At 48.4% G+C, this 25,577-nt stretch carries 18 protein-coding genes and 1 riboswitch; of the genes, 7 read left to right on the forward strand and 11 right to left on the reverse strand.

Going from position 1 to position 25,577, the window contains the following annotated elements; translation table 11 throughout:
* Positions 1–96 precede the first annotated feature (96 nt).
* Positions 97–2,289, forward strand: a complete 2,193-nt coding sequence (locus AC0YNT_RS11495; RefSeq protein ID WP_475804684.1) for a metallophosphoesterase — start codon at positions 97–99, stop codon at positions 2,287–2,289.
* Between the two features lie 76 nt (positions 2,290–2,365).
* Positions 2,366–4,054 carry an S-layer homology domain-containing protein gene (locus tag AC0YNT_RS11500; protein ID WP_475804685.1) on the forward strand — a complete coding sequence of 563 codons (1,689 nt, stop codon included), beginning with the start codon at positions 2,366–2,368 and terminating at the stop codon, positions 4,052–4,054.
* A gap of 310 nt (positions 4,055–4,364) precedes the next feature.
* Here the strand turns inward: AC0YNT_RS11500 and AC0YNT_RS11505 are convergent, their stop codons facing one another.
* From AC0YNT_RS11505 to AC0YNT_RS11515, 3 genes are all read right to left on the reverse strand, one after another.
* On the reverse strand, positions 4,365–5,480 hold the full coding sequence (locus AC0YNT_RS11505; RefSeq protein ID WP_475804686.1) for a PdaC/SigV domain-containing protein: 1,116 nt from the start codon (positions 5,478–5,480) through the stop codon (positions 4,365–4,367).
* Between the two features lie 84 nt (positions 5,481–5,564).
* Positions 5,565–5,963 carry a VOC family protein gene (locus AC0YNT_RS11510; RefSeq protein WP_475804687.1) on the reverse strand — a complete coding sequence of 133 codons (399 nt, stop codon included), beginning with the start codon at positions 5,961–5,963 and terminating at the stop codon, positions 5,565–5,567.
* A gap of 762 nt (positions 5,964–6,725) precedes the next feature.
* The gene (locus tag AC0YNT_RS11515) at positions 6,726–7,877 is read right to left on the reverse strand and encodes an acyltransferase (protein ID WP_475804688.1); all 1,152 of its coding nucleotides are present in this window, start codon (positions 7,875–7,877) and stop codon (positions 6,726–6,728) included.
* Between the two features lie 156 nt (positions 7,878–8,033).
* On the opposite strand from AC0YNT_RS11515, the gene AC0YNT_RS11520 reads away from it, so the two are divergent.
* Together AC0YNT_RS11520 and AC0YNT_RS11525 are read left to right on the forward strand one after the other, a co-directional pair.
* Positions 8,034–10,223 carry a glycoside hydrolase family 3 N-terminal domain-containing protein gene (locus AC0YNT_RS11520; protein ID WP_475804947.1) on the forward strand — a complete coding sequence of 730 codons (2,190 nt, stop codon included), beginning with the start codon at positions 8,034–8,036 and terminating at the stop codon, positions 10,221–10,223.
* Positions 10,224–10,520: 297 nt separating this feature from the next.
* Positions 10,521–10,699: riboswitch (cyclic di-AMP (ydaO/yuaA leader) on the forward strand.
* A 150-nt stretch (positions 10,700–10,849) separates the two neighbouring features.
* Entirely contained in the window at positions 10,850–12,676 is a 1,827-nt protein-coding gene (locus AC0YNT_RS11525) for an APC family permease (protein WP_475804689.1), read from the forward strand.
* A 71-nt stretch (positions 12,677–12,747) separates the two neighbouring features.
* On the opposite strand, the gene AC0YNT_RS11530 is transcribed toward AC0YNT_RS11525, so the two are convergent.
* The 4 genes from AC0YNT_RS11530 to AC0YNT_RS11545 form a co-directional block, all read right to left on the reverse strand.
* Positions 12,748–14,952, reverse strand: a complete 2,205-nt coding sequence (locus AC0YNT_RS11530) for an MMPL family transporter (RefSeq protein WP_475804690.1) — start codon at positions 14,950–14,952, stop codon at positions 12,748–12,750.
* Positions 14,953–14,979: 27 nt separating this feature from the next.
* On the reverse strand, positions 14,980–15,627 hold the full coding sequence (locus tag AC0YNT_RS11535; RefSeq protein ID WP_475804691.1) for a TetR/AcrR family transcriptional regulator: 648 nt from the start codon (positions 15,625–15,627) through the stop codon (positions 14,980–14,982).
* Positions 15,628–16,286: 659 nt separating this feature from the next.
* Positions 16,287–17,135, reverse strand: a complete 849-nt coding sequence (locus AC0YNT_RS11540) for an aldo/keto reductase (protein WP_475804692.1) — start codon at positions 17,133–17,135, stop codon at positions 16,287–16,289.
* A gap of 162 nt (positions 17,136–17,297) precedes the next feature.
* Positions 17,298–18,512 carry an MFS transporter gene (locus tag AC0YNT_RS11545; RefSeq protein WP_475804693.1) on the reverse strand — a complete coding sequence of 405 codons (1,215 nt, stop codon included), beginning with the start codon at positions 18,510–18,512 and terminating at the stop codon, positions 17,298–17,300.
* 157 nt (positions 18,513–18,669) lie between these two features.
* Here AC0YNT_RS11545 and AC0YNT_RS11550 point away from each other — a divergent pair, with 157 nt between their 5' ends.
* The gene (locus AC0YNT_RS11550) at positions 18,670–19,041 is read left to right on the forward strand and encodes a winged helix-turn-helix transcriptional regulator (protein WP_475804694.1); all 372 of its coding nucleotides are present in this window, start codon (positions 18,670–18,672) and stop codon (positions 19,039–19,041) included.
* 57 nt (positions 19,042–19,098) lie between these two features.
* Here AC0YNT_RS11550 and AC0YNT_RS11555 read toward each other — a convergent pair whose 3' ends face one another.
* Genes AC0YNT_RS11555 through AC0YNT_RS11570 form a run of 4 tightly spaced genes read right to left on the reverse strand, consistent with a single transcriptional unit; the run spans position 19,099 to position 22,856 of the window.
* The gene (locus tag AC0YNT_RS11555; protein WP_475804695.1) at positions 19,099–19,845 is read right to left on the reverse strand and encodes a hypothetical protein; all 747 of its coding nucleotides are present in this window, start codon (positions 19,843–19,845) and stop codon (positions 19,099–19,101) included.
* Positions 19,793–21,400, reverse strand: a complete 1,608-nt coding sequence (locus AC0YNT_RS11560) for a DUF7507 domain-containing protein (protein ID WP_475804696.1) — start codon at positions 21,398–21,400, stop codon at positions 19,793–19,795. The genes AC0YNT_RS11555 and AC0YNT_RS11560 overlap by 53 nt, the downstream gene beginning before the upstream one ends.
* A gap of 47 nt (positions 21,401–21,447) precedes the next feature.
* Positions 21,448–21,732 carry a hypothetical protein gene (locus tag AC0YNT_RS11565; RefSeq protein ID WP_475804697.1) on the reverse strand — a complete coding sequence of 95 codons (285 nt, stop codon included), beginning with the start codon at positions 21,730–21,732 and terminating at the stop codon, positions 21,448–21,450.
* A 29-nt stretch (positions 21,733–21,761) separates the two neighbouring features.
* Positions 21,762–22,856 carry a hypothetical protein gene (locus tag AC0YNT_RS11570; protein WP_475804698.1) on the reverse strand — a complete coding sequence of 365 codons (1,095 nt, stop codon included), beginning with the start codon at positions 22,854–22,856 and terminating at the stop codon, positions 21,762–21,764.
* Positions 22,857–23,186: 330 nt separating this feature from the next.
* Here AC0YNT_RS11570 and AC0YNT_RS11575 point away from each other — a divergent pair, with 330 nt between their 5' ends.
* The gene (locus AC0YNT_RS11575; protein ID WP_167278335.1) at positions 23,187–23,669 is read left to right on the forward strand and encodes a DUF6530 family protein; all 483 of its coding nucleotides are present in this window, start codon (positions 23,187–23,189) and stop codon (positions 23,667–23,669) included.
* Between the two features lie 123 nt (positions 23,670–23,792).
* Positions 23,793–25,568 (forward strand): AAA family ATPase, encoded by a 1,776-nt coding sequence (locus tag AC0YNT_RS11580; protein ID WP_475804699.1) that lies wholly within the window; start codon positions 23,793–23,795, stop codon positions 25,566–25,568.
* Positions 25,569–25,577 lie beyond the last annotated feature (9 nt).

Genomic DNA, 25,577 nt, shown 5'->3' on the forward strand with positions numbered 1-25,577 from the left:
TAATATTGCCATTACATAATACCATTAAGGTTTTGATGATGCCTCAATAGACAAGCTCTAGGGCTGAGGGCAATCACAAAGTGGGAGGGTATTACATTGTTTAACGTTTTGAAGCAACACAAAGGCGTGCGCAAAGGAATGTATTCCGTACTTGTGGCAACCGTTCTGGCAACTTCGCTGACAGCGACGCTGGTTAATGCAGCGGATGAACCGGGCACAGGGATGACTACACAAGCAGTAGATCCTTATTCGGTGAGCAACATTTTGCTTAATCCGGGGGCTGATGAGTCGCAGGTGAACCTGACTTGGTACTCGGCAGCATCGCTGCCAGTTGGTACGGTTGTTCAGATCGCGAAGCAGACAGATGTTGTAGACGGTGTATTCCCAGCGGCTACGGCAGCCTCGTTCAACGGAACGGCGCAAGCTGCGGTAGCAGGCTTTTATTCCAACAAAGTAACGGTAACAGGGCTGAATGAGTCGACGGATTATGTGTACCGTGTAGGCGACGGCTTGGACGAGCACTGGAGCCAGGCATATGAATTCAGTACAAAGGACTCCCATGATTTTAGCGTCATGTTCGTAGGTGACCCGCAGATTGGTGCAGGTGGTAATGCAGCGACAGATGGAGCTGGCTGGGCGAATACCTTGAACAAAGCGACTCAAATGTTCCCGGATATGAGCTACATTATGTCTGCCGGTGACCAAGTCAACACCGCTTCCAGCGAGACAGAGTATAGCAAATTCCTGGAGCCAACGGAGCTGCGCAATCTGCCGGTTGCAACGGTTGTCGGCAACCATGACGGTGCAGTAAACTACCAGTATCATTACAACCAGCCGAATGAATCGACGCAATACGGTACAACGGTTGCCGGCGGCGACTATTACTATACGTACGGAGAAACTTTGTTCATGGTGCTTAACACCAACTCTACGAACAGCGCATCGCATGAAACGTTTATGCAAGATGCGATTGCGGCGAACCCTGACGCAAGATGGAAAATCGTAACGTTCCACCACTCGATCTACAGCGCGGCGTCCCATGCGACGGATACGGCAATTTTGAACCTGCGTAAAGTGTTGTTCCCGGTATTCGATAAGCTGGACATTGACCTAGTATTCATGGGCCATGACCACTCTTACGTGAAGACGTACCAAATGGAAGGCGACCAAGCGCTTAAAGGCCAATCGATGGATAACGGTGTATTTGCTAACCCGAAAGGCATCATGTACCTGACGGCGAATTCCGCTTCCGGCAGTAAATATTACGATTTGAAAACAACACTTGATGATTACTATTCTGATGTGAAGAGCCAGTTGAAAGTTCCTACGTTCTCGATGATCAATATTGATCACAACACTATCTCTGTTGATACGTACCGCACAGACACGATGGAGAAAGTGGATACGTACACGATGGTGCATACGGATATGACAGGTCTTGATGTAACAGCTCCAACGAAAAAGAACTACGCATTAGGCGAACTGCTTGATACAACAGGGCTTGCTGTAAGCAAAATCAACCTCGACGGTTCGAAAACACCGCTGTCGCTGAATGATGTAACGATCACTGGTTTTGATTCCGTAACAGAAGGTACGAAGCATGTAACGGTAACATACACGGTTGTAGGGGTTCCTTACACTGCGCAATTTGATGTAAAAGTCGGTAAGATGGTGAAGATTTACGCGAAGACGGATACGGTTATCCGCGAAGAAAGCCCTCAGGTGAATTTCTATGTAGCGGCAGGCAAATTGAATAATGTGAATACAATTGACGTAACGTTCAAATACGATGCGACCAAGTTCACTTTCGATGCGAAAACCGGCGCACAACTTCTGGATGAAACCAACGGTTTCCTACAGGCGAACGAAACCGTGCCTGGTACCGTTAGGATTATCGCAGGTTTCCAAGAGCAGCCACTTACACTTACCGATTTCACGGATTTGATCAAGCTGACATTCATGCCGATTGATCCGAATGTCGATAACGTTCAAGCGGACGTTCAACTCGATAATGTGGTGGTAAACAGCAGCTCGGAGAACTATGATTTCTCGGCTATTTTCAGCAACGAGCCATCCTCGATCCTTATTCGCTCGTACAAAGATATTACTGACTTGTACAAAGATGGAAAACTGACTTCCGCAGACTTATCAGTAGCGATTGATCATTACCGTGCAGCCTCGACGGATACGGACTGGTCACAAGCAAAACTGGCCGACGTGAACTTCGACGGAAAAGTTGATTTGACGGACTTCACCGTTATCATTCTTCATATTTTCCAAGGCAAATAAGAATTTTGATCCACAGCAGGGAAAGGCGTGAAACCGCCTTTTCCTGTATTTTATAAACCATGAGGAGTTCATGATGATGAAAATGAAATTGTTAGCAGGTCTTCTAATCATCTGCTGCCTGATTCTCCCGATAAGCGCCTTTGCGGCTGAATCTTCTACCGCTCAATTCTCGAAGCAAGCCATTGAAGTCGGCAAGAATGCCTCCTCCTTCTCAGTCGATCTTGTGCTAGGCTCGCAATCTCCCTTCAGTAGTGCTGAATTTGGCATCAAGACGGATAGCCATGTGAAGCTGAAATCGGTTACCTATTCGCAGGCGATCGGCAACGCATCCAAAGTTTCCATTAAGGAAAAAGACGGCATCAGTTATTTTGGTTTCTTTGATACAACGAATCATTTCACAGGCAGCTTTACGGCATGTACGCTTACTTTTGAATACACGGACAGCACGGCTTCTACTGTTACACTGGCTGAGACAAGTCTCACCAGGCTGAATGGCACAGGAGGGGCGACAAGTGAAGCCCTCACTCCAAACCAAACCTTGCAAATTACGCGTTCGACAAGCGATTCGACACCTGGCGGCGGTACGCCTGGGCCGGGCAATACAGATAATCCGGATAATTCGGGAGACAATTCAACTGATCTGTACTCCCAAGTTATTGACAATGTAGCAGCCCTTGAAGCTTTGGAGAAGGCGACTACGAATAGCCAGAATGTAAAGACAATTAAGTTCGAGGTTACAAGCTCGGAGATTGGTAATGCCAAGGAAATTGCGTATCAACTGCCTTACTCGCTGCTCAATGTAGATGAGAAACGTCAAGTTGAGATTAGCACACCGTTTGGAACGGTGACCATTCCGAATCATGTCATTCCTGCCGGACAGCTTGGCTCGGCTCAAAGCTTGACCCTTCATATTAAGCAAGTTGATAGAGCTTCCCTTTCGGCTGCTGCTCAGCAGCAAGTGGGCAGTCGTCCGGTGCTTGAGCTGCATTTTGAGCTGGATGGCAAGGTAATCGAGTGGAACAATGAGCAGGCTCCTGTAGAGGTGAGCGTTCCGTTCACATTGTCTGCTACAGAGAAGGTTGCGGCTGATCTGCTTGTTGCTGCCTATATCGATGGCAGTGGACAGCTGCATATTGTACCAACGGGACGTTTCCACGCGGAGGATGGCGTGATGAACTTCTCTACAACGCATTTCAGTTTGTATACGATTGTGAACCAGAGCAAGACTTTCACGGATACGACATCTTCGTGGGCACGTCAGGATATTGAAGCGCTCGCGATTCGCGGTATCATTAACGGCACAACGGCAAATACGTTCTCGCCAAATGCTAATATAACGAGAGCGGACTTTACAAAGCTGCTTATTGGTGTACTTGGCAAGCATGCAGAGTCGGCAGGAGCTGGCTTCAAGGACGTATCGTCCAAAGCTTATTACTATGAGTCGGTGATGACTGCGCAGGCACTTGGTCTTGCGAGTGGTTCGGGCGACGGCAAGTTTAATCCAAGCGCGTCCATTTCGCGGCAGGATATGATGGTATTGCTGGACCGTGCCTTCACAGCTGCTGGTCATCCGCTTACGGAGTCCGCATCACTGTCTGGCTTCAAGGATGCAGGTAAGGTAGCGGGTTACGCACAGCCGAGCGTAGCGAAGCTGATTGCGTCGGGCATCATTAACGGCAGCAATGGTAACCTGACTCCACAGAACAACCTGACCCGCGCAGAAGCGGCAAAGGTGCTTCATTTGTTGTTTAACGAACTATATTAAACGCAAACCCAACTGAGTGTAGTTCTCGGTTGGGTTTGTCGTTGACCGACTGGGTTCATAGAAAATCGAGCAGGTACCGCTATATTTGAAAAGATAAGGTCCCCAAGGGGCCTTATCTTACTGTGCGAAGGCAAAAATAAAGCACTTAAGGTCCTCAAAGGGTCTTAAGTGCTTTTTGAACGTCGGGAAACCGAGCATATTTGGCTATATTCGAGAAGTTAAGGTCCCTAAGGGTCTTTAACTTGCTATATGAGAGGGAGAATGTGGTGTTTAAGGTCTCTTAAGGGTCTTAAACGATTTTGAATTTGAACTATCCGCGAATGACAACAGAGTCGTCTGCCGATTTTTCATTTACTTGAAGCTTAAGAATGTCGCCGAAGAATTCAACCGGCACGTACAAGGAGCCTTTGATCAGGCTTGGTGCTGTGCCTAATTTAATCGGAGCCATTTTATTAATAAAGTAGCTGTTCTTGCCGGCTGTAACGGATGTCCATTGTGCATCACGGGACACTTCTGCACTTTGCGACTTATTGCTCCAGGTTACTTTGTAGCCAAGGGCTTCAGCTGTTTTACGCAGTGGGACGAGTTGCGTGTTGTTCGGGCCAGTAGTCAGCTCTTTGTTGGACAAGGTAAGGGAAGGACCTGTCGTTGTTGTTTCGTCTACCGGAATGTTGATAATCCCTCCGGCATAAGGTGCGATTTCGTATTGTTGGAAGACCAGGTTAACGATCCCTTTACCATCCACGAAGAAAGAATGATCGGCATCAATTTTGAAGGTAGTAATTGCATCCCAGAAGAAGTTTTCTGGATTTTTGTTGATGGTATAACGGACCGCGTTGTTTGCAGCTGCGATACCGCCTTCGCCAAGCGCTTGCTCAAGCGTAAGCTCGGAAGCTTCCTTACCATTTAAGATATTGAAGCCTTCAACGGCAGTACCGCCATGAGCGCCGCCCGTAAACTCGTAGGTAGCAACGGTGAACGAAAGAATGCCATTAGCGGATGAGCTGCCATCGGCTTTCAACTCGTAGGATACGTTCAATTCATAAGCGTGAAAAGGGTAATCATTTTGTTCCGCATCCTTTTTATCTTCGGCAGCTAAAGCTTTCAGCCGGTCGAGTTCTTTGGTTGCGTTCTCTTTAATAGTTGTATTGAGTTTATCTTGATAGGCGGTATCCAGCATACCGCTTATAACAGGTACGGAAATTTTTACGGTAAGCAGATCGGAAGTTTCCTCAATAACATTGGATGTAACTTTAACGGCTTGTGTATCTGGAAGCGTTGCGCTGATTGGCACGGCTGTAACCGGTCCGGATGTAGCAACGATAGGTACGACAGTTGTTTCCTGCGCCATAGCAAGTGCAGGAGTGAAAGCGAGCAGGCAAGATCCTGCTACAGCAATTGTAAGCATTTTGAAAGGTTTTTTCATGGCGAGTGGCCTCCTAAGGTATGTTCGAAGAATGAAGACACCAAGTAGACGGGAGAGAAGCTGGAAAAGTTTCAAGGTTAATTATTATTCCGACTTTGTGCTTATACCGCCGCCAAAAGCAATACGGTAACCGTCAGCATCTTTAATCGTAAACTCGCTCCACTGATCCGAATAATGGGGCCCATTAACGATTTCTACGGCTTTGGTTCGGCACTCTTCCACGAGCAGATCGACGGCGTCTGTATACGCAAATACATCAAAGTATAAGCCGCCAGCTGCTGCAGATGAGGGTCTTACATCCTCTTTGTTTAGGGAAGGGTGCAAAATAAAAGTAACGTTACCTCTTGATACATGGACATGTCCGCCAATCTCTTCATAAGTAAATCCCAAATTCTTGTAGAACTCAGAAGCCGTATGTATATCTTTAACCAATAAAACGATAGATGAACCCGATAAATTGGCTATTACTGCAGCATCACTCATAAACACATCTCCTCTAGAAATTGGCATATTAATACAATAACAACCAAGATCATACAATAGAGCGGTTGTTTCAGCAATAAGACGATTCTGGTTGAAGTGAAGTGGATAGTGGACATGCTGGTGGGAGTGAAAATAGGGAGCTTAATTGTTAATACGATGTAGGATTCAGTTGATGAGGTAAGCAGTAGAGTGTGGAGAAAGAAACCAGGTCGGAAGGTGGTCAACTGTAGGGCGGAGCAATCTATGTTGTATTTTGTGCAGTGTATTTACCTGAAGGACTGCTATGTCAGAGCTATGTTGTATTCCATCCAGCAAAATGGATGCGTGAATGCTCAAATGGAGCTGCTACCAGCAAATATCCTGTATAAAATACAGTCTAGCTCGCGCGAACAACGTGATAGAGGGATTTATGTTGTACAAATTCCAGTGTAGATGGGTCTCCATTGTAGGTGCAGGGAGAGTGTGGATATAGGGTATTGTTGGTTTGCAGCGGAGCAAGGTTATGTTCAGCTCGAGCGGATCAGGCGAAAGCGATATTTTACTGTATTAATTACAGGCTTTTCGTTTTGGTTTTTGCAGCGGTGCTTGTGTGGCTGCGAGGGGGATCGAAGCGGAGCAAGAGACATGCTCTTGAGAAGCGGAGCGCTCGCCTTTGTGCTCTGGATTTCTACCGCCGAAGCGGTATAGTTCAAAGAAATCCGGGGCACAACAGCGATCGAAAGAGTATGTCTCTTGCGCAGCAGAGCTATCCCCGAGCAAACCCTATCGCCCGGTCCTCCGCGGCAACTCCCCAAACAACAAAGCCGCCCCCGGCATGAAACGAGCAGCCCCCGCTACAATCAGCCAACTAACGCCAAGCGCTAGGCAAAAGCCTGCCGCATACCACAGATGATAATACACGGAGATGCCGCTCTCAGGCGGGAACTTCCGATAGTAGAACAGCAGCAACGGATGAATCAGATAGATGCCAAACGAAAATACCGCGATTGAATCGAAGATACGGAGCTCCTTTTTCGGCAGGAATCGATGCAAGCTTGGCGCGATATGCAGCAGCATAATGGCGCTGGTAATCGAATAGAACATTTTCAGCACATCAAGCATGAGTGGCGAATAGACAGTCCCGTTCATCCGGATATCGTAGAAGACGATGAGCATCGCGATCAAGCTGCCGAGCCATACGCCAAAAGAGGCCAGCCACGCGGATACACGCTTAGGCGTCGCTCCTTCCTTCGACCATTGAAGCCATCCCCGCAGCTGCGGATAGTAGATGCCGAGTATAGCCCCGAGCAAATATTGCATGGCATACGAAGGTGCCCAGCTCATCAGATTAGTTAGATGCAGAAATTGCTCATTCCATGTAAAGAAGGCAAGTTGGATAACGAGCCCCAAGGGGACAGCCCACTTAATCAGCTTAGGGAAACGCCGGAACACAACTAACAGCAGCGGGAACAATACATACAGCTGAGCCATAATAAAGACGTAATAAAGATGCGTATATGCCTTGCCGGTTGCCAGCTTGATCAAGAAGCTTCGGAAGGTCTCGTCTGCAGGCATATTTGGCGTGTAAGTATTGTAATACAAAATAAAATAAATGATCGAAAACAGCACATAGGGAATGATGACGTAAGTGATTCGTTTTCGATAAAAACTGCTGATCAGCGCACCGTTAAGCGGACGCGGATAGTAGCTGTAGAACAGAACAAAGCTGCTTAAAAATACGAATGCTGGTGTTGCAAACGACATTGATATATTCAAGAAATGATAAACGAAATAATAGTCCGATTCCTTCATCTTCAAAGTGGCGAAGGAGGTGGAGTGGATCATAATGACGGCGATAATGAGAAGCGCGCGGACAAGCTGAATTTCGGGCAAGCGGCTTCTTTTTTCATCCTCTTTTGTAACGGAATTAATCACAATATTACTCCAATCTGGTTGACTTTCTTGTAGGAGCAAGGCATTACCAAAGGTTAGTGGTAAGATGCCCTATTTGTCAATAGTTGTTGTATGCAGCCAGATTGTTGATGTTTTCGGCTACAATCGCTATGTTGCTCCATATTGGCAATCGATATAATGGTGAAAGAAGCAGAAAAGATCCTATTGGAGGCTATCCACGTGACCAAGATTACGGCATTACTCGAGCAAATGACGCTGGAAGAAAAGATTTTTCAACTGATGCAGCTGACCCCGAATTTCCTAAGTGAAGAGGATGCGAATCTGACTGGCCCGCTGGCTTGGATGGGTGTAACGGAGAGCATGGTGAATAATGTTGGCTCCGTGCTTAGCGCCGTTGGTGCCAAAGAAACGATTGCCCTGCAGAAAAAATATATGGAGAACAGCCGTCTTGGTATTCCACTTCTTTTAATGGCTGATATTATCCATGGCTATCGCACGATTTTTCCGGTTACACTGGCGATTGCTAGTACTTGGGATATGGAGCTGGCTGAACGAAGCGCTGCTATCGCTGCAAAAGAATCAGCTGTTACCGGCATTCATGTGACGTTCGCGCCAATGGTGGACTTGGTCCGCGATCCGCGTTGGGGCCGCGTGATGGAGTCGACTGGTGAAGATCCGTTCCTCAACAGCGAATATGCACGGGCATTTGTCCGCGGCTTCCAAGGTGAGGATCTCGCTGGTGATATGGACCGGGTTGCTGCTTGCGTGAAGCACTTTGCAGCCTACGGTGCTGCCGAAGGCGGACGTGATTACAACACAGTAAACATGTCGGAAAGACAGCTTCGCGAGTCCTATCTTCCAGCCTATAAGGCGGCTCTTGATGAAGGCTGCGAGATGTTTATGACAGCTTTTAATACGGTGGATGGCATTCCGGCGACCGGCAACAAATGGCTGATGCGCAGCTTGCTTCGTGATGAGTGGGGCTTTGACGGCATGCTGATCTCCGACTGGGGCGCAGTGAGCGAGATGATCCCACATGGTGTTGCTGCGGATGGTGCGGAAGCTGCACAGAAGGCGATTGAAGCTGGCGTTGATATGGAAATGATGACGTCTAACTACGCAAATCATCTGAAAGAGCTCGTGGAAGCGGGAAAAGTAGACATCTCGCAAATCGACGAATGTGTCCTTCGTGTCTTGAAGCTGAAGGACAAGTTGGGTCTATTCGAAAACCCTTACCGCGCAGCTAGCGAAGAACGGGAAAAAGAAGTGCTGCTCTGCGATGAGCATCGTGCTGCTGCACGTGAGATTGCGGCGAAATCCTGTGTCCTGCTGAAGAATGAGCGGGCTCTGCCACTCCACAGCGGGCAAAAACTCGCGCTCATTGGACCTTTCGCAGAGAGTGGCGATATTCTTGGACCTTGGTCGATTTGGGGTAAGCAAGAGGAAGTGGTTCAGCTTCATGCTGGTATATCCGCACGTACCGATCTAATTGCTACAGCCAAAGGCTGCGACATCGACTCGGGTTCGGAAGAGCAGCTGCAGGAAGCAGTCAACGCTGCATCAGATGCAGACATTATCGTTCTGGCACTTGGTGAAAGCTCTGAGATGAGCGGCGAAGCGGGAAGCCGCGGAGATATTCGTTTGCCGCAGGCCCAGCTCAAGCTAATCCAGAAGCTGAAGCTGCTTGGTAAGCCAATCGTTGTTGTGTTGTTCAACGGCAGACCGCTGGACCTTCATGGTGTTATCGAGGAGGCGGATGCGCTTCTTGAAGCTTGGTTCCCAGGTACAGAAGGCGGCAATGCCATTGCCGATGTGCTGTTTGGAGACGTGAATCCATCCGGACGCCTGACGATGTCATTTCCGTACTCGGTTGGTCAAGTTCCTGTCTACTACAACAACTACAATACGGGTCGGCCACTCACACCGCAGAACGCGAATGAGCGATATGTTTCCAAGTATCTGGACATGCCAAATGCGCCGCTTCTGTCATTTGGTTACGGCCTCAGTTACACAAGCTTCTCGTACGGCGAAGTGAGTCTGTCGACAGATGAAATGCATGCTGAAGACACGCTTGAAGTATCGGTTGAAGTGACTAATACTGGCGTGGTTGCTGGGGAAGAGGTTGTCCAGCTGTACGTGCGTGATATTGCTGGAGAAGTCGTTCGCCCACTTAAGGAGCTGAAGGGCTTCCGTAAGCTGCAGCTGCAGCCTGGTGAGACGGAGAAGGTAACGTTCTCAATTACCGAAGAGCAGCTTCGTTATTACCACATGGATCTGCAGTTTAAGAGCGATGCTGGCGAGTTCCATGTCTTTGTTGGTCCTAACAGCCGTGACCTAGAAGCAAAGCCTTTCCGTCTCGTGAAATAAAAGATTTTCGAAAAAACAACGAATCAGCCGGACGGCTGGTTCGTTGTTTTTTGCGGCTTAATGACCTTATAGGATCATGTCATCTGTATAATAGCTGATCTCCTCCCTTATTTAGGGAATTATCTCCTTGGAACAGGGTAAAAGACAGCATGGCTGGCTTTTTAGGACATTCTGCAAGCGATTCAAGAATGTATACGCATTCATGGCGGTTAAACCCTGATTTCTGCGTTTATTTGAATTATTATCACGGTTTACAGATAAGGGAGAGAGGACTATGATCAATTAGCAAACTTCATATGTTCATATTCGCTGAGTTTCCGAAAGTCGGAAAGCAGGGGAACCAATTGCGATAACTGCCATTATAGTTACCGCCGGGGTGAATCAGCATAACTGCCGTTCAGGCAGAGAGCTGTAGGGCGATTCTCTAGACGCCCGAATCCGTCAGCTAACCTTGTAAGCGTTGATAGAGAGGGTGAACTTCGGTTTTTTATGACCGCGGGAGGATACTCTGCGGTCTTTTTTTCGTGTAAAAAAAAGCAAACATGGTTACATTACCACTGATAAGTGATGAGTAGCCCAAGTATCCAAGCGTATGTTGTTTAACTTCATTGTTGGCGGTGACCTGTGTGTTTACTCTTATCAAAAGATTACTGATCGGGCGTCCCTTAAAGTCCGCGGAATTAGGGGAACAGAAACTCATTAAGACAAAGGCCCTTGCGATCCTGTCTTCGGATGCTTTATCGTCCGTTGCTTATGGTCCTGAGCAAATCTTGTTAGTCTTGATGACCGTGAGCGCTGCGGCGTTTTGGTATTCCATTCCGATTGGTATCGGGGTGCTTGTCTTATTAACGGCACTTATTTTGTCTTACCGGCAAATTATATTTGCCTATCCGCATGGCGGCGGAGCTTATGTGGTATCGAAGGAAAATCTCGGGATATTCCCAGGACTTGTATCTGGCGGCGCCTTGCTGGTCGATTATATTCTGACGGTAGCGGTAAGTGTATCGGCGGGTACGGATGCGATTACTTCAGCTTTTCCAAGCCTGCATACCCATACCGTGTTGATTGCCGTATTTTTCGTCCTTTGTATCACCATATTAAATCTGCGAGGCGTAACCGAGTCAGCATCGATCCTCGCCTATCCTGTTTATTTATTCGTGCTGGCGGTATTCATTATGATTGGCGTCGGTGTATATAAAATCGCTACAGGCGATGTATCGCCTGCACTGCATACGTCGCTTGGCACACCGGTAGCGGGCATCAGCTTGTTCCTGCTGCTTCGGGCCTTCGCTTCGGGCAGCTCGGCTTTGACCGGGGTGGAAGCGATCTCGAATGCGATTCCTAACTTCAAGGATCCAGCGCCAAACAACGCTGCGAAAACCTTGATGGCTATGGGCGCACTGCTGTCGGTTCTGTTTGCGGGGATCGTCTTCCTTGCTTACTACTACGGTGTTGCACCAAGGGAAGACGTAACGGTTACTTCGCAAATTGCAGAGAGTATTTTTGGACGTAACTTTATGTATTATTTTATCCAGGGCACAACGGCCTTGATCTTGATTCTGGCAGCGAATACCGGCTATTCGGCATTCCCGCTGCTTGCGGTTAACCTCGCGAAGGATAAGTTCATTCCAAGAATGTTTACGGTCCGCGGTGACCGTCTTGGTTACTCGAACGGCATTATCAGCCTTGGTATCTTGTCCATCATTCTGATTATAGCTTTCCAAGGAAAGACGGAGCACTTGATTCCGCTGTATGCGGTTGGTGTATTCGTACCGTTCACTTTGTCGCAGACGGGCATGCTTGTAAAATGGATCCGTCAGCGGCCAAAGGGCTGGGTTCCCAAGTTTATTATTAACTCGATTGGCGCACTGATTAGCTTTATCGTATCGATGATGTTCTTCTTGACCAAGTTCGAGCAGGTATGGTCGATTCTGATTTTCCTGCCGCTGATTATCTTCGTCTTCCACCGGATTAAGAAGCATTACGAGGCTGTTGGAGAACAGCTGCGATTGGCGACCTGCGAGCCTGTAGTCCCAATTGAAGGTAATGTGATGATATTGCCGGTGGCTGGCATCACGCATGTCGTAGAGCATTCGATTCTATATGCGAAGTCCTTGAAGGCCGAGCAGATTATTGCCGTATACGTCCCGTTCGAGAAAGAGGATGAGACGATCTTCGAGGAGAAGTGGAAGAAGTTCCAGCCGGACGTCAGACTGGTGACGCTGCATTCGCCGTATCGTTCGATTACGAGTCCACTCTTTAAGTTTATTGATACGGTGCAGCGTAAGGCGAGCGAGAACAATTACCAGGTAACGGTCATTATTCCGCAGTTTATTCCGAAGAAGGGCTGGCAGAACATTTTGCATAACCAAACAAGCTTAATGCTCCGCACTCAGCTTCTTTACCGCAAGGATGTCGTGATCACGACCGTGCCGTACCATTTGAAAAAATAACAAAAAGCCTTAGCTTCCGGATTTCCGGAGCTAAGGCTTTTTTCATGCTACTAGTAATAAAGCTGGCCGGGTTAATTCTTTTCCTTAACCTTTCCAGCTGTTCCTTGTTTCGAAGGCCAGAATACCCATTTGCCGATCCACACCGTCAAGGCTGGTACGAGGAAGGAGCGGACGATAAAGGTATCAAGCAGCACGCCGATTGCGGTTACTGTGCCGAACTGAACGAGTACTTGAATCGGCAGAGTGGCAAGGACGGCGAAGGTGCCTGCCAGAATGAGTCCAGCTGAAGTGATAACGCTGCCTGTCTGTGCAACACCTTCAGTAATCGCTTGGTTAAGCGGCATCGACTTGCTCTTTTTCCAGATGCTCGACACCATAAAGATGTTGTAGTCCTCACCAAGCGCGACAAGGAAGACGAAGGCATACAACGGAATGAGACCTTGAATGGCATCTGCGCCAAAGAAATAATGAAGAACGAGCCAGCCAATTCCAAGTGCACTGAAGTAGGAGAGAAGCACCGTTCCCATCAGGTACAGCATCGCTACAAATGAACGTAGGTAGACGAGCAGGAGCAGAGCGATCATCCCGATAATAACAGGAATAATTCGGTAAGCATCATCGCCAGTCACCTGACGTGTATCATACTGCTCAGCCGTTGCACCTGCGATCCACACTTTATCGGATGCATCCGTGATGCCTGCCTCTTCAAGGGTTTGTTCAGCAGCAACGCGGATCGTTGGAATCATATCCAGCGCTTCAATAGAGTATGGGTTCATCGCAAGCTCAACATTATAGGAAACGATATTAGCATCACGCGTATTCTGAACAGGTTCAGATACATTGCTGATATTCGCCAGTTTCCCAAGCTTCTGATTAAGCGGCAGCTCCTTGCCGTCTGCTTGAACGAGTACTTGAACCTTCGCAAGGCTGCCCTCCGAGAAATGATCACCAATCAACGTAAACCCTTCACGTGATGGCATATCTTCTGGGAAAGTGGATAACGTATCGTACGTAAATTTAATTTGAGTCGAAAAAGCTGCCGTTATTCCGAGTACGATTAGCGTGGAGATTGCGATCGTTTTTGGCCGCTTCACAATGGCTTCGCCTAAGCGCATACCAAAGCTGGATTTTGTTTTGGCCGCAGGAAGCGGCTTGTGTTTCTGTGCGGCACGGGCAGCCTGCATCTCCGGTGTACGTGGTACAAACGGGTAGAAGGAGGCACGGCCAAGAATAGCAAGCAGAGCCGGAACAAGCGTAACGCTTGCGATCATCATGATCAGAATCGACAAGCTGAATGGCACAGCAAAGCGGTGAATTGCACCGTATTGCGCCAACAGTAGAGCAAGCAGGGACATTACAACCGTCAGACCACTCATCGTAATCGCGCCGCCGGAATCGCTAAGTGCTTTGAGCAATGCTTTCTTTTTATCAGACTCTGTTGTTAATACGCTGCGGAAGCGGGCAATAAGGAAGAGGCAGTAGTCTGTTCCTGCGCCGAAGAGCAGCACGGTCATAATGGATAAGCCTTGTGAGTCATAAGATATCCAGCCTTCATCGGCCATCCAGCCGAGAATAGGTCCAGTTAAACCATAAGCGAAGCCAACGGCCACAAGAGGGATAAGAGCAAGAATAGGAGAACGGTAGATCAATAATAGAATGATTAGGACAAGTAAAGTTGTTGCGATCAACAGGGATACGTCAGCACCTTTGAACAAAGAGGTCGCGTCTACGCCAATCCCGGCAGGTCCGGTGATGCGGCCGACAAGTCCTTCTTCCTCCAAGTCCGTATCAAACGGTTTGGTCGTAAAAAGGGTGTTCGCGTCAGCCTCAAGCTGCTCCAAGCTGATCTTTAAGTCATCGGATGAAGCATTTTTGTCGAAAACAACCGTTTGAAGCATCGTTGTACCATCTTCAGACACCATCGCTTTCAGAGCAGGCCGCGGCATCTCATGAAGAGGTGGGAGCTCCGTCTGATAAGGCAGCGGTTCATCAGCAAGCTTCTTCGATAAAGCCTGAATCTGCGAGATATCTTCATCAGTCAGGCCTGCAGCTCGGTGCCAGGCTATAATAGCCGGAATTCCGTTATGTTCATTCAGGGCATCAGCCTGAACGGATGGGACGCTGCTCTCCAGATTGGGTGCAGCATCGTTCTTGTGATCACTTGATGACGGCAGGAAAGCATTCGCGAGACCCACGATTACGATCCATAATACGAGCGTAATCCATCGTCCGCGTTTGCCGCTGACACCGTCAGCGATACGTTTTAATCCATTCATCGTTTCTCATCTCCCTATAGCTATAAATTAGTTTCTCTCTTGTCTTCCTTCTTCTGAAGCGAGCCCGAATAGTAGAATATCGACCGTCTTTGCAGCCAATGCCTCTATCGGAACAGGACTGACGCTGCCTTTTGGAACAGGATTGTTGCTGCCTCCCGGTTTGCGTTGAATGACGCTAAGCAGGAAGAAAGCAGATGGAATCGGGTCGAGTCCAAAACTCTTGCTGCCCCGGAGACTACCGTTTTTTTGTCCTTCTTCAAACAAAGCAGCAATCGGCAGCAGATAGCTTTCCTGCCACCACTTTGTAATAAGCTGCTGCGTTTCCGGACGAAGCTCATTGCGGATATCTCTTTCCATCTGGCTTAGATCATCAGGCATGTATTGCAGAATGTAGGCAACAATCTTGATTAATCGATCCCGCACGGTCCCTTCTCCGGTAATGATTTCATTCATTGCTGCTTTCGTTTCTTCCGTAACGGTACGCAATACTTCGGTATAAAGCGCTTCTTTGTCCGCAAAATAATGGTACATCGCTGGTTGTGTTAAGCCGCAGGCTTCGGCGATCTGGCGGGTCGTTACCGATCGGTAGCCATGCTCCATAAACAGGTCATGTGCTGTCTTGATGATCATGGAGCGGGTTGCTTCATCAAGCGGCTGTTTTTTTCTTCGTGCCATAACAGGATTCCCTTCTGTCAGAAATACTTTAGTAGTTAATTTATCGTTTGATAAATTAAAGTTGTTGAATAGATCTTATCAATTGATAAATTAAAAAGCAAGCAAATAGCGGCGAGTTCAAGTATTAGCCACATATAGCTTCTAAATCGTAATGGGATTCCATTCTAACGAACCGTAGAATGCTTATTTCATTTAAATAAAGCCTCGCGGAATTCTAACGAACCGTAGACACGCTATTCCTTGATAGTGTGAACCAAAACAGCCTGATCTGGCCAAATAACGATACTGTGGTTCGTTAGATTTTAGAAGCAGCCTTAATGAGGCAAATAAGCATACTACGATTCGTTAGCGTGTAGAGGACTGGCAATCTGGCGGGAAGGGAACATAGTCGGTGAGACTATGCGAGGTGCAGAGGGGCGATAAGTGTGCCGGGGATATTTGCACGGCGAGAGGTGCGAGGTACAGGGGAAGGGGGAGGGCAATCTGGCAGGGAGGGGGAGATAATCGGCGAGAGGTGCGAAGTGGAGAAAACGAGCAAATGGTGAATAAGACAAAATGCAGGTATGTAGAGCAGGAAATGCGGAGGACTTACGCTGGCGCATGAAAAAAGGGGTTGTCCCCAAAGCCATTGGCTTGGGACAACCCCTACTTCTCAAATATTAGAAATCAAAGTTGTCCGGATCCGGACCAACACGTTTGTCTTCGTTCAATGCGTCGATCTGAGCGATCTCGTCAGCCGACAGCTCGAAATCAAATACGCTGCCGTTCTCGATGATACGAGCTTCTTTGATCGACTTCGGAATCGTAACGACACCGTTCTGCAGATCCCAGCGCAGAATCACTTGTGCAACGGACTTGCCGTGGCGATCAGCGATTTCCGTCAATACGGGATGGTCAAGCAAACCACCCTGCATCAGCGGAGACCATGCTTCAAGCTGAATGTTGTTCTCACGAGTGAAGGCACGGAGGTCATTTTGCGCCAGCAGCGGATGATATTCCACTTGGTCGACCATCGGTACAATCTCAGCGTCCTTCATCAGATCCTGCAGGTGATGGACATGGAAGTTGCTGACGCCAATCGCTTTAACGCGGCCTTGCTTGTAGAGAGTCTCAAGTGCACGCCATGCTTCTTTGTATTTACCTACAACTGGCCAGTGGATGAGGTATAGATCCAGATAATTCAGACCAAGCTTGTTCAGGCTTGTCTCAAAAGCAGCCAGCGTTGACTCGTAGCCCAGATCGGCGTTCCATACCTTCGATGTAACGAACAGATCTTCACGAGCCACTCCGTACTCGGCCATTGCCTCGCTGATGCCTTGACCTACGCCTGTTTCATTATCATAAATAGCAGCTGTATCGATGCTGCGGTATCCGTTCTTGATCGCATCTTTAACGGAGTTAACAACTACGCTGCCATCCTCTACTTTGAATACGCCAAGACCAAGCCAAGGCATAGCTACACCGTTGTGAAGAACTACTTTATCGTTTAAATGTTGTGCTGTTGTCATGAGAGATCCTCCTAAAATGAATTGTTATACTAATGGCCTGAATAATGGCCAGGGTAACGATTCATACTTCGTAAGCTAAAATGAATTATCACACCAATGGCCGTGTTTAGGCCACTTGAGATGATTCATACTTCGAAAGCATAATTGTTGTGCTTCACCTCATTAAGAAGCGGAAGCTTGAAGCTGTTGTTCACCTTCTGTTTCTTTCTTTTCCATCGAACGGCTCCAGGCCGTCAGAATAACGGCGCCGAGCACCATGATTGCGCCGATCCAAGGAGTATGGATAAGGCCAAGCTCATCGGTAATGATACCTCCGATATAAGCTCCGATGGCAATACCAGCGTTGAAGGCCGAGATGTTAAGGGCAGAGACGACATCAATGGATTTTGGCATATAGCGTTCTGCGAGCAGAACGACATACATTTGAAGACCAGGGACATTCATGAAGGCTAGTAAGCCCATCAGTGTAATCGTTACTAATGCAGCAGCGGCATACGGTGCAGTGAACGTTAGAATGAGCAGGATAACAGCCTGCAGGGCAAACATAATAAGCAGTGCCGTAAGGGGCTTGCGATTGGCTGCCTTGCCGCCGATCAGATTGCCAATGGCAATCGCAATACCGTACAGGACCAGAATACCCGCAATCGTACTATCTTTAAACCCAGTGACATCATGGAGCAGCGGTGACAGATAAGTAAATACAACAAATGTGCCGCCGTATCCAAGCATAGTAATGGCAAAGGCCAGCAGCAGCCTGCCATTCTTCAGCACCTTAAACGGCTCGCTTAGCTTCGTCCGGTTTCCTTTGCGCAAATTGGATGGGACAAGCAGCATATTCGATATTAAGGCGATTACGCCAATTGCCGCAATAGCGATAAAAGCAGTCCGCCATCCCATATGCTGGCCAAGCAGTGTGCCAAGCGGTACCCCGGTAACGGTAGCGACCGTCAGACCCGAGAACATCATCGCAATAGCGCTCGCCCGGCGATCCTCCGAGACCAGCTCGGCGGCAATGGTAGAACCAATTGACATAAACACACCATGCGAGAAGGAAGAGATAACGCGGGCAATAAGCAGCAACGTAATGCTATTCGCGCTGGCCGCTAGTCCATTACCAAGGATGAAGACGATCATTATGGCGATTAGCAGCGTCTTGCGCGGTACCCTCGAAGTAAGGGCCGTAAGCAGCGGAGCCCCTACGGTTACGCCAACTGCATATAAAGTAACGGATAAACCCGCTGTTGTAACGGATATGTCCAGATCTTCCGAAATTAGTGGCAATAGACCAACACTGATAAACTCCGTTGTTCCAATTGCAAATGAGCTGATGGCAAGCGCGAGAAGCGCCAGCGCTGTGCGGCTCTGTGCGGTAACCATGTGTGCACTCTCCGTTTTCATATTGTTGTATTGACCGGCCGGTAAGTGCTATTATGGAGGCAATGCATCGGTATGACTAGTACGCACTATTTTGTAATATAGATACCAAAAAGTAATATAGGTACTTAAAAGTGCCTATTGAATAGGAGAGACAGCAATGGGAGAGAAAAAATACAATATCTCTGTAGAAGCCACGCTTGATGTCATCGGAGGTAAGTGGAAATGTGTGATCCTGTGCCATCTGACACATGGGAAGAAGAGAACCAGTGATTTCAAACGACTGATGCCTTCCATTACACAAAAGATGCTGACACAGCAATTACGAGAGCTGGAGCAGGACGGCATCGTGAATCGGATTGTCTATAATCAGGTTCCGCCAAAAGTGGAATACGAACTGACGGCATATGGAGATAGTCTTCGCCCGATTCTGGATTCCTTATGCAATTGGGGCGAGCATCATATTATTAAGGAATATGGCAGTAAGGCAGCTATGTTAGAAGATAATGTGCTTAATAATTTAAATGATTAATAATAAAAGGACGAAGCGGCATGTAACAGGCTGCTTCGTCCTTTTGCAGTATGAAAGTTATTCCTCGTGATCGAAGATCAGAACGGTAACCGGATCGGATTGGACCGTGCCTGGAATGAGCGCGCCGCTCGGTGAGACGTAATTGAAGGCAAGACTTGCTCTGTTCACCGTCAGCGGATTCTCTGGTTCAAATACCGCTTGAGCCGCAAAGGTAACGCGGATCGTCTGGAAGCCTCCGATTGATCCAAGCAGAATGCCTATTGCCGGATTAGCTGAAGGTGAGCCTACTCCATCAATGGTGACACTACCCGGGATGAAAGATAAGCCTACAGGCACGATATCCTGGAGCACCGCATTACTTAGCGTCGTAAATTCAGGGTTGTTAACGACAAGCGTGAAGATGACCGAATCACCAACAAATACTTCGCTGACATTGACGGATTTTGTAACGGTTGGCAGTCTCAACACGGTGACGGTAACGGGATTTGTGAGTATGGTTTGGTCCAGAAGCTGACCGTTCGGCAGTTCGAATTGCAATAAAATATCGCCTCGATTCACAAGCACGCCGGTTGGCGGATAAGACTCAACTTTCAGTATAAAAGTCACGATATTCGTTATCCCAGCGATCATTGTTCCGAGAAACAGCCCTTTATAATGGTCGGCTCCTGGTACGGAGAACCCGTTCACCGTTAAGCTGTTTGCTACGAAGGATGAGCCCGGTGGCAAAGTATCAAACCAAGTAGCCAGGGCATTATAGGAACCGGCATTTTCTAGTTCGATCGTATAGTTGATGGTTTCTCCCATAAAGGCGGTAGACTGAAGTGCGTTTTTTCCTAGCTGTAGTGACCGGCTGTGTAACCCCAATTGAAACCGTATTGGATACCGCTGGGGTGCCGTCGACATCATCTTCCTCAAATCGGACTATAGCGACATCGTCGATGCTTGGGAAAGGTACAGGAATCGAGGTGACCTGGGATTGGAAGGTAACCGTTGAAGTCGCTCCCGGTGCGAGCGTACCGATATTTACGCCTGCAGTAAGATCCCCAACGGCAGGGACACCGTTTACCCTAATGGATCCTGGAACTACTGACGTCCCCGAAGTAACACTGTCTGTCACAATAACATTGGTGGCGGGAATAGCTCCGTTATTCGTGACATCAATCTTGTAAAAAATAATTTGACCTACGATGGCTGTTGCGACATCGGCAGACTTCACTACATCAAGCGTATACAGTGGATTTTCTATGAGTACAACATTGGAAGTACCCGTTCCTGCGAGCGGTGTTCGGCCTGGCGGCGTATAGGTGAACGTCGCATTCGCTTGGTTGACATAAAATTGGGTTGGAGGCACGGCTATTAGAATGACGTTATAGGAGACAACAACAGCTTCGCCAGGTGCAACAGGTCCAACAGGGATACCCGTAATTGGGCTGACAGCCGGAAGCGAAATACCGTCAATCCATACTGACCCTGCTACAAAGGAGCTGAATGCGTTAAGTGGATCAAACAGGACCGGAACGATTTCAATATTGCCTGTATTCGTTACGGTGACCGAGTAATTGACGATATCTCCCACATTTGCTTCCGCGGCCCCTGCCCGCTTGACTAGTGAAATGCCAGGTAGAACGACCGGTTCCGTGACTTCATTGGAGTAGGAGGTGCCTATAAAGGAGCCTGCAGTGAAGTTTTCCACAGCCTGATTAACAAGAACGGGTGGATTAGGTAAGAAATCAACCCTCACTTGGAATGTCTGAACGATGCTTGTATTGGCAGGCAGAACAGCAACGGCAATACCGGTAATTGGACTGGCGTTAGGGAATGGTATACCATCAATTGTTACACTTCCCGGTATAAAGGAACTGCCAACAGGTATATTGTCCGTTAACATAACGTTGGTCAAAGGAGTCGCGTTATTGTTGGTCGCGGTAACCGTATACGTAAGGATATCACCAACTACAACACTGGGAAGATTGGCTGTTTTGACCGTCGTCAGCATTGGAGAACTGACCGGAATATTAACATGGTTTGATGGCTTTACACCACAGATCGTGCGGCCGTCAGGCAGGGTAACAAGATAGGCCGTCTCAAATAGATTGGAAATGAGGTTATTAGGCGGAATGGTATCCACAAGAAGCTGATACGTAATAGTAACGACTTGGATAATATCAAGGACGCCGATATCAATGCCGATATTCGGATTATCACTAGGCACATTTATACCGTCTACAAATACGCTGCCGCTTACAAAGCTAGTTCCTACGGGAAGTGGATCGGTGACAACACCGGCAAATGGAATATTGCCAACATTGGTGATCGTCAAGGTGTACGTAATAATATCGCCCACTAAAGCAGCTGCCAAGTCAGCTTCTTTTTCCAACAGAAGAAGGGGAAGGAAGACAGGGATATTTACGAAATCGGAAGGTACAACCGTCGAGATTGGGGGGCATCCGGCGTCGCTTGGAATGTATAAGCAACCGTTGCCTGATCCCTCAGAACCGGCGGAGTAGGCAAGGAGACAACCAGCACCTTGAACTTAACGGTAACGATTTGTCCTGCCGTAAGGGTACCAAGCGGTACACCAAGTACAGGATCTTCATCGACTACCATCCCATTTACCGTTACGCTTCCCGGTACTAGCTCCGTATTGGCAATCGCTGTATCAAACATGACGACTGCGGTCGTATTGACCATTCCAGCCTCCAAATCGATATTCAGCAGCCTCAGATTACCGTTGTTAAGACGGCGGATTCCATAGCTACTGTCGTTGGCGATGTCGTGGAGTATACCGTGGTTATCACGAATAGGCCGACAGAATCAACGAGATAACCGTCCCCACTTGTTGTTAGCCGAAATACGGCGGAGGTCTGGGCGTTTAGTAGTGTAGAGGACACCGTCACATTCGTAATATCCCAGCCTTGCCGCCCTCCTATAATATTGGAGCCTGGGGAGCCGTTCACCTGGTTACGTGTGCCGAAGGTTCCAGTCGTATCAAGCGTACCGTCGTTTTTATTGATTTGTGATGCGAAAAAGTTGTTGGCAAAGTTGTTTGGCCCGGATAGGACCACTAAACTGCCGGCTGTAGGTCCAAATAGCATTCGATCACCGGACTTGTTCGCATCTCCTTCTTGTGCCCCAACCAAAGCTCTGCCATTCAGAGCCCCTGCAAATGGAGTTGCAAAGCCGGTAATGACAGTATCGACCGGTCCTTGTGAAGCTTGAATGACGGTTGCTCCAACCCGTAAAGAGAGATTTCTCAGCGGCTGAGTCGCATCCTGATAGAAGACTGCTAAGGTCCATCCCGCATGGTTGGAAGTGGGATCAGGTATAACAATCGTTCCAACCACGCCACCTGTCGTATACGTTCCTGCGCCTCCAGCGGATACAAGCGATGTGACATCCGCTGAACGGACATAGGCATTTGTTCCCACACTAAGCACAACCTCTTGAGCTGTAGCCGGATCAGGGCTGATGCTGAACGTTCCGGCAGGGGTCGTCAAGCTGACGGCATTATTAATGAATGCACTCAGATCAACGCCGTTGTTCAGATACGTTCCGCCCCAGATCAGTTCGGCATACAGCACGGTTGACCCTGGTGGCAGGATCAATATGGCTGACGAACTGTCTAGTAGAAAGTTTCCCGTAGTCCCAGCAGGATAAGTACCGAAGGTGAGCCCCGTATTCGTCGTTACAAAAGCCCCTATACTATCCACCGTCCCCGGTGCTCCAACCGTCTCCGATCGGCTTAAACCTAAGGTGTTTCCTGTAAAAGTTGCGGCTCCTGTCCGATTAAGAAAAAAGCGATTCACAAAAGGCATCTTGGCTAGGCCTCCTTTATACCATGTACGCAATGTACGCAAATACTGATAACTATGATCAGTTAGACCAAATAGAATAGTTGCTGCTTGACCATGGTTGTACGTTTTTTTGTAAAAGAAAGTTCAACTCCATTTGCAGCTTATTCTTCCACTATATAGAAGGGTTTGAGTTTGCTTATAGATCTCACTGCGCTGAAAATGCATGCAGGTACAAGTCTCGTTCGAGATGTACATCATTTGACGATGGTAAGACGGGTACAGTATAATCAATTTACTAATTTAGTAATTCAGTAAATGACATAAATGAGAACAATAGATGGAGGAATAAAGATGAAGATCCCTACAACTTTAAAACATAAGCCAGTTATCGTATCCGAAAATTACGAGAAGGTCGATGGCAGGTATGCCGAAAATACCGATGCGAAGGGGCTGTCCCTTGGTCTTGCCCAGTGGAATGATAGAGGAAAGGTAGAGATCTCGGCCAAAGTATGGCGTTATACGGGGGAGAAATGGTCACGCCAATCCGAAGAACTGCCGCTTCATCGCGTCCTTGATCTTGCGATCCTCGTCACACGTTCGATGCAGCATTTCCGTGAGGACTCGTATCGGTACGAGAATCTATACGATCCGAACAACCCAACACTAGACCGGATTGGCCTGCAGGGAGACGCGATGACCGTAGAGGTATGTACGGATAATGAGAAAATTAATCAGGATATTAAGCTGTTCAGCCAGGCACTTAGTGATGATGATGAGTTGAACGGTGAGCGGCTGCGCACGTTGTCTCGCATTTTGAAAGAGCTTGGCTATTAACAGATGTTCGTCCTTCTGACGAAGGATGTTAATCTTCTTCCACTTAATGCTTCATGAGAATGTTAGTCATGGCGCGGAATGTCATTTCATAGAATATGGCATACCGTTAAAGGAAGTGAAGCCATGAGGAGTTATCAGTGGATCAAGTGGCGTAGATTCCTCCTCAGGCTCGTAGTCCTCGTCATCTTGGTTTCGCTTATTTGGGCTGGAGGACCGCCGGTTTGGGGAGTCACGCTTAGCATTGCAGGCTTTGTGCTCAGTATGCTGTATGCCGTTTTCTTCATGATCATCCAGTTCGTCGCTTTATTCTGGTTTCTTGCGAGAGGGCGGACATACTGGATCTTACCAGGGGAGACCGGCGCCACTTGGGATGATTACCGGGGCAACCCGGAGATCGTGGAGAATGCCAAGCGGATTGTCAGCCTGCTGAAAGGCGTGAAGGATTTCAAGAAGATGGGCGGCGAAGCCATTCGAGGCCTCTTGCTCTGCGGACCGCCAGGAACGGGGAAATCTTATTTGGCGCAAGTGATTGCCAACGAGGCACAGGTACCGTTCGCTTACGCTTCAGCTCCCAGCTTTCAGAACATGTTTTTTGGCGTCGGCAACATGAAGGTCATGCGCATCTACAAAAAAGCCCGTAAGCTTGCCACTATGTACGGGGCGTGTATTATTTTTATCGATGAAGTGGATGCCATTGGCATGAGCCGGCAAGGCGGCGGTGGCGGCGGTATGGGGATGCTTGGTATGGGCGGCGGAACAGGACTCCTCAACGAGCTGCTTCTTCAGATGGACCCTCCGAACCTCGACAGCTCGAAGTTCAAGAAATTTCTTCGGCAGCTCGGCTTGCTGCGGAAGAAGGCTGAACGCCCGCCTGTCCTTACTATTGCGGCAACAAACCTGCCCGATGTGCTCGATCAGGCTTTGCTGCGCCCGGGACGCTTCGACCGTCAGCTATGGGTGGACTCGCCGGATTATGATGGACGTGTAGACGTATTTGGCTACTATCTCAAGAAGGTGAAATGCGATCCGACGCTTACACCAGAAAAAGCCGCGCTTGATACGATCGGATACAGTCCGGCGCAGATCAAGCATATTGTTAATGAAGCAGTCGTTATTGCGCATCAGCGGGGTGCGCAGGAAGCGGGCTATGAAGATTTCCGTGCTGCGATGGAGACCTATGAATGGGGTCTCAAGCAGCCGCTTCGCTCGATGAAGGATGATGAGAAGCGGAACGTCGCTTATCATGAAGCGGGGCATGCCGTCGCCCAGTTTCTGCTTAAGCCTCATGACCGGGTATGGAAGGTTACCATCATCCGCCGGGGCGGATCGCTTGGGCTCGCGGCTACGAAGCCAATGCATGAGCGGTATAACCGGAGTGACAGTGAGATTCTTGCCCATATCCAGGTCTGTCTTGCTGCCCGTGCAGTAGAGGAAGAGTTTCTCGGGAAGAAGCTGAACGGAGTTACCTCCGATCTCAGGCAGGCAACGGAGAGTGCGGGGGCTTATCTTGGTATGGTCGGGATGGGCGATGAGCTGTACAGCTTCCTCGCAGCCGGATCAAGATTGGATGCGCTCAAGGCTCTCCGTCCTCAAATCAATGAGCTGCTCAAGGATCAGATGCAGCAGGTTAAGAAGCTGGTCAAGGATCACGCCGACTTTGTTCATCGCATTGCCGAGGATCTGCTGCGGTATGGTGATTTGACGGGGGAAGAGATCGAGCAGATCTATAAGGATTTGTACGGCAGAGCCCGTCCGGAGCCGTCGGAGGTCAAGTTGACCGTCACAGCTTCGGTCAAGGAAGCTCAACCATCACCTGCTCACCTGATTGAGGAAGAAGAAGCCGAAGAGGAGAAGGAAGCTCCAGATTCCGAGCCTGAACACCGGGAGCCTGAATCGTAAGTGATAAGA

It is taken from the genome of Paenibacillus sp. J22R56 (assembly GCF_056269375.1).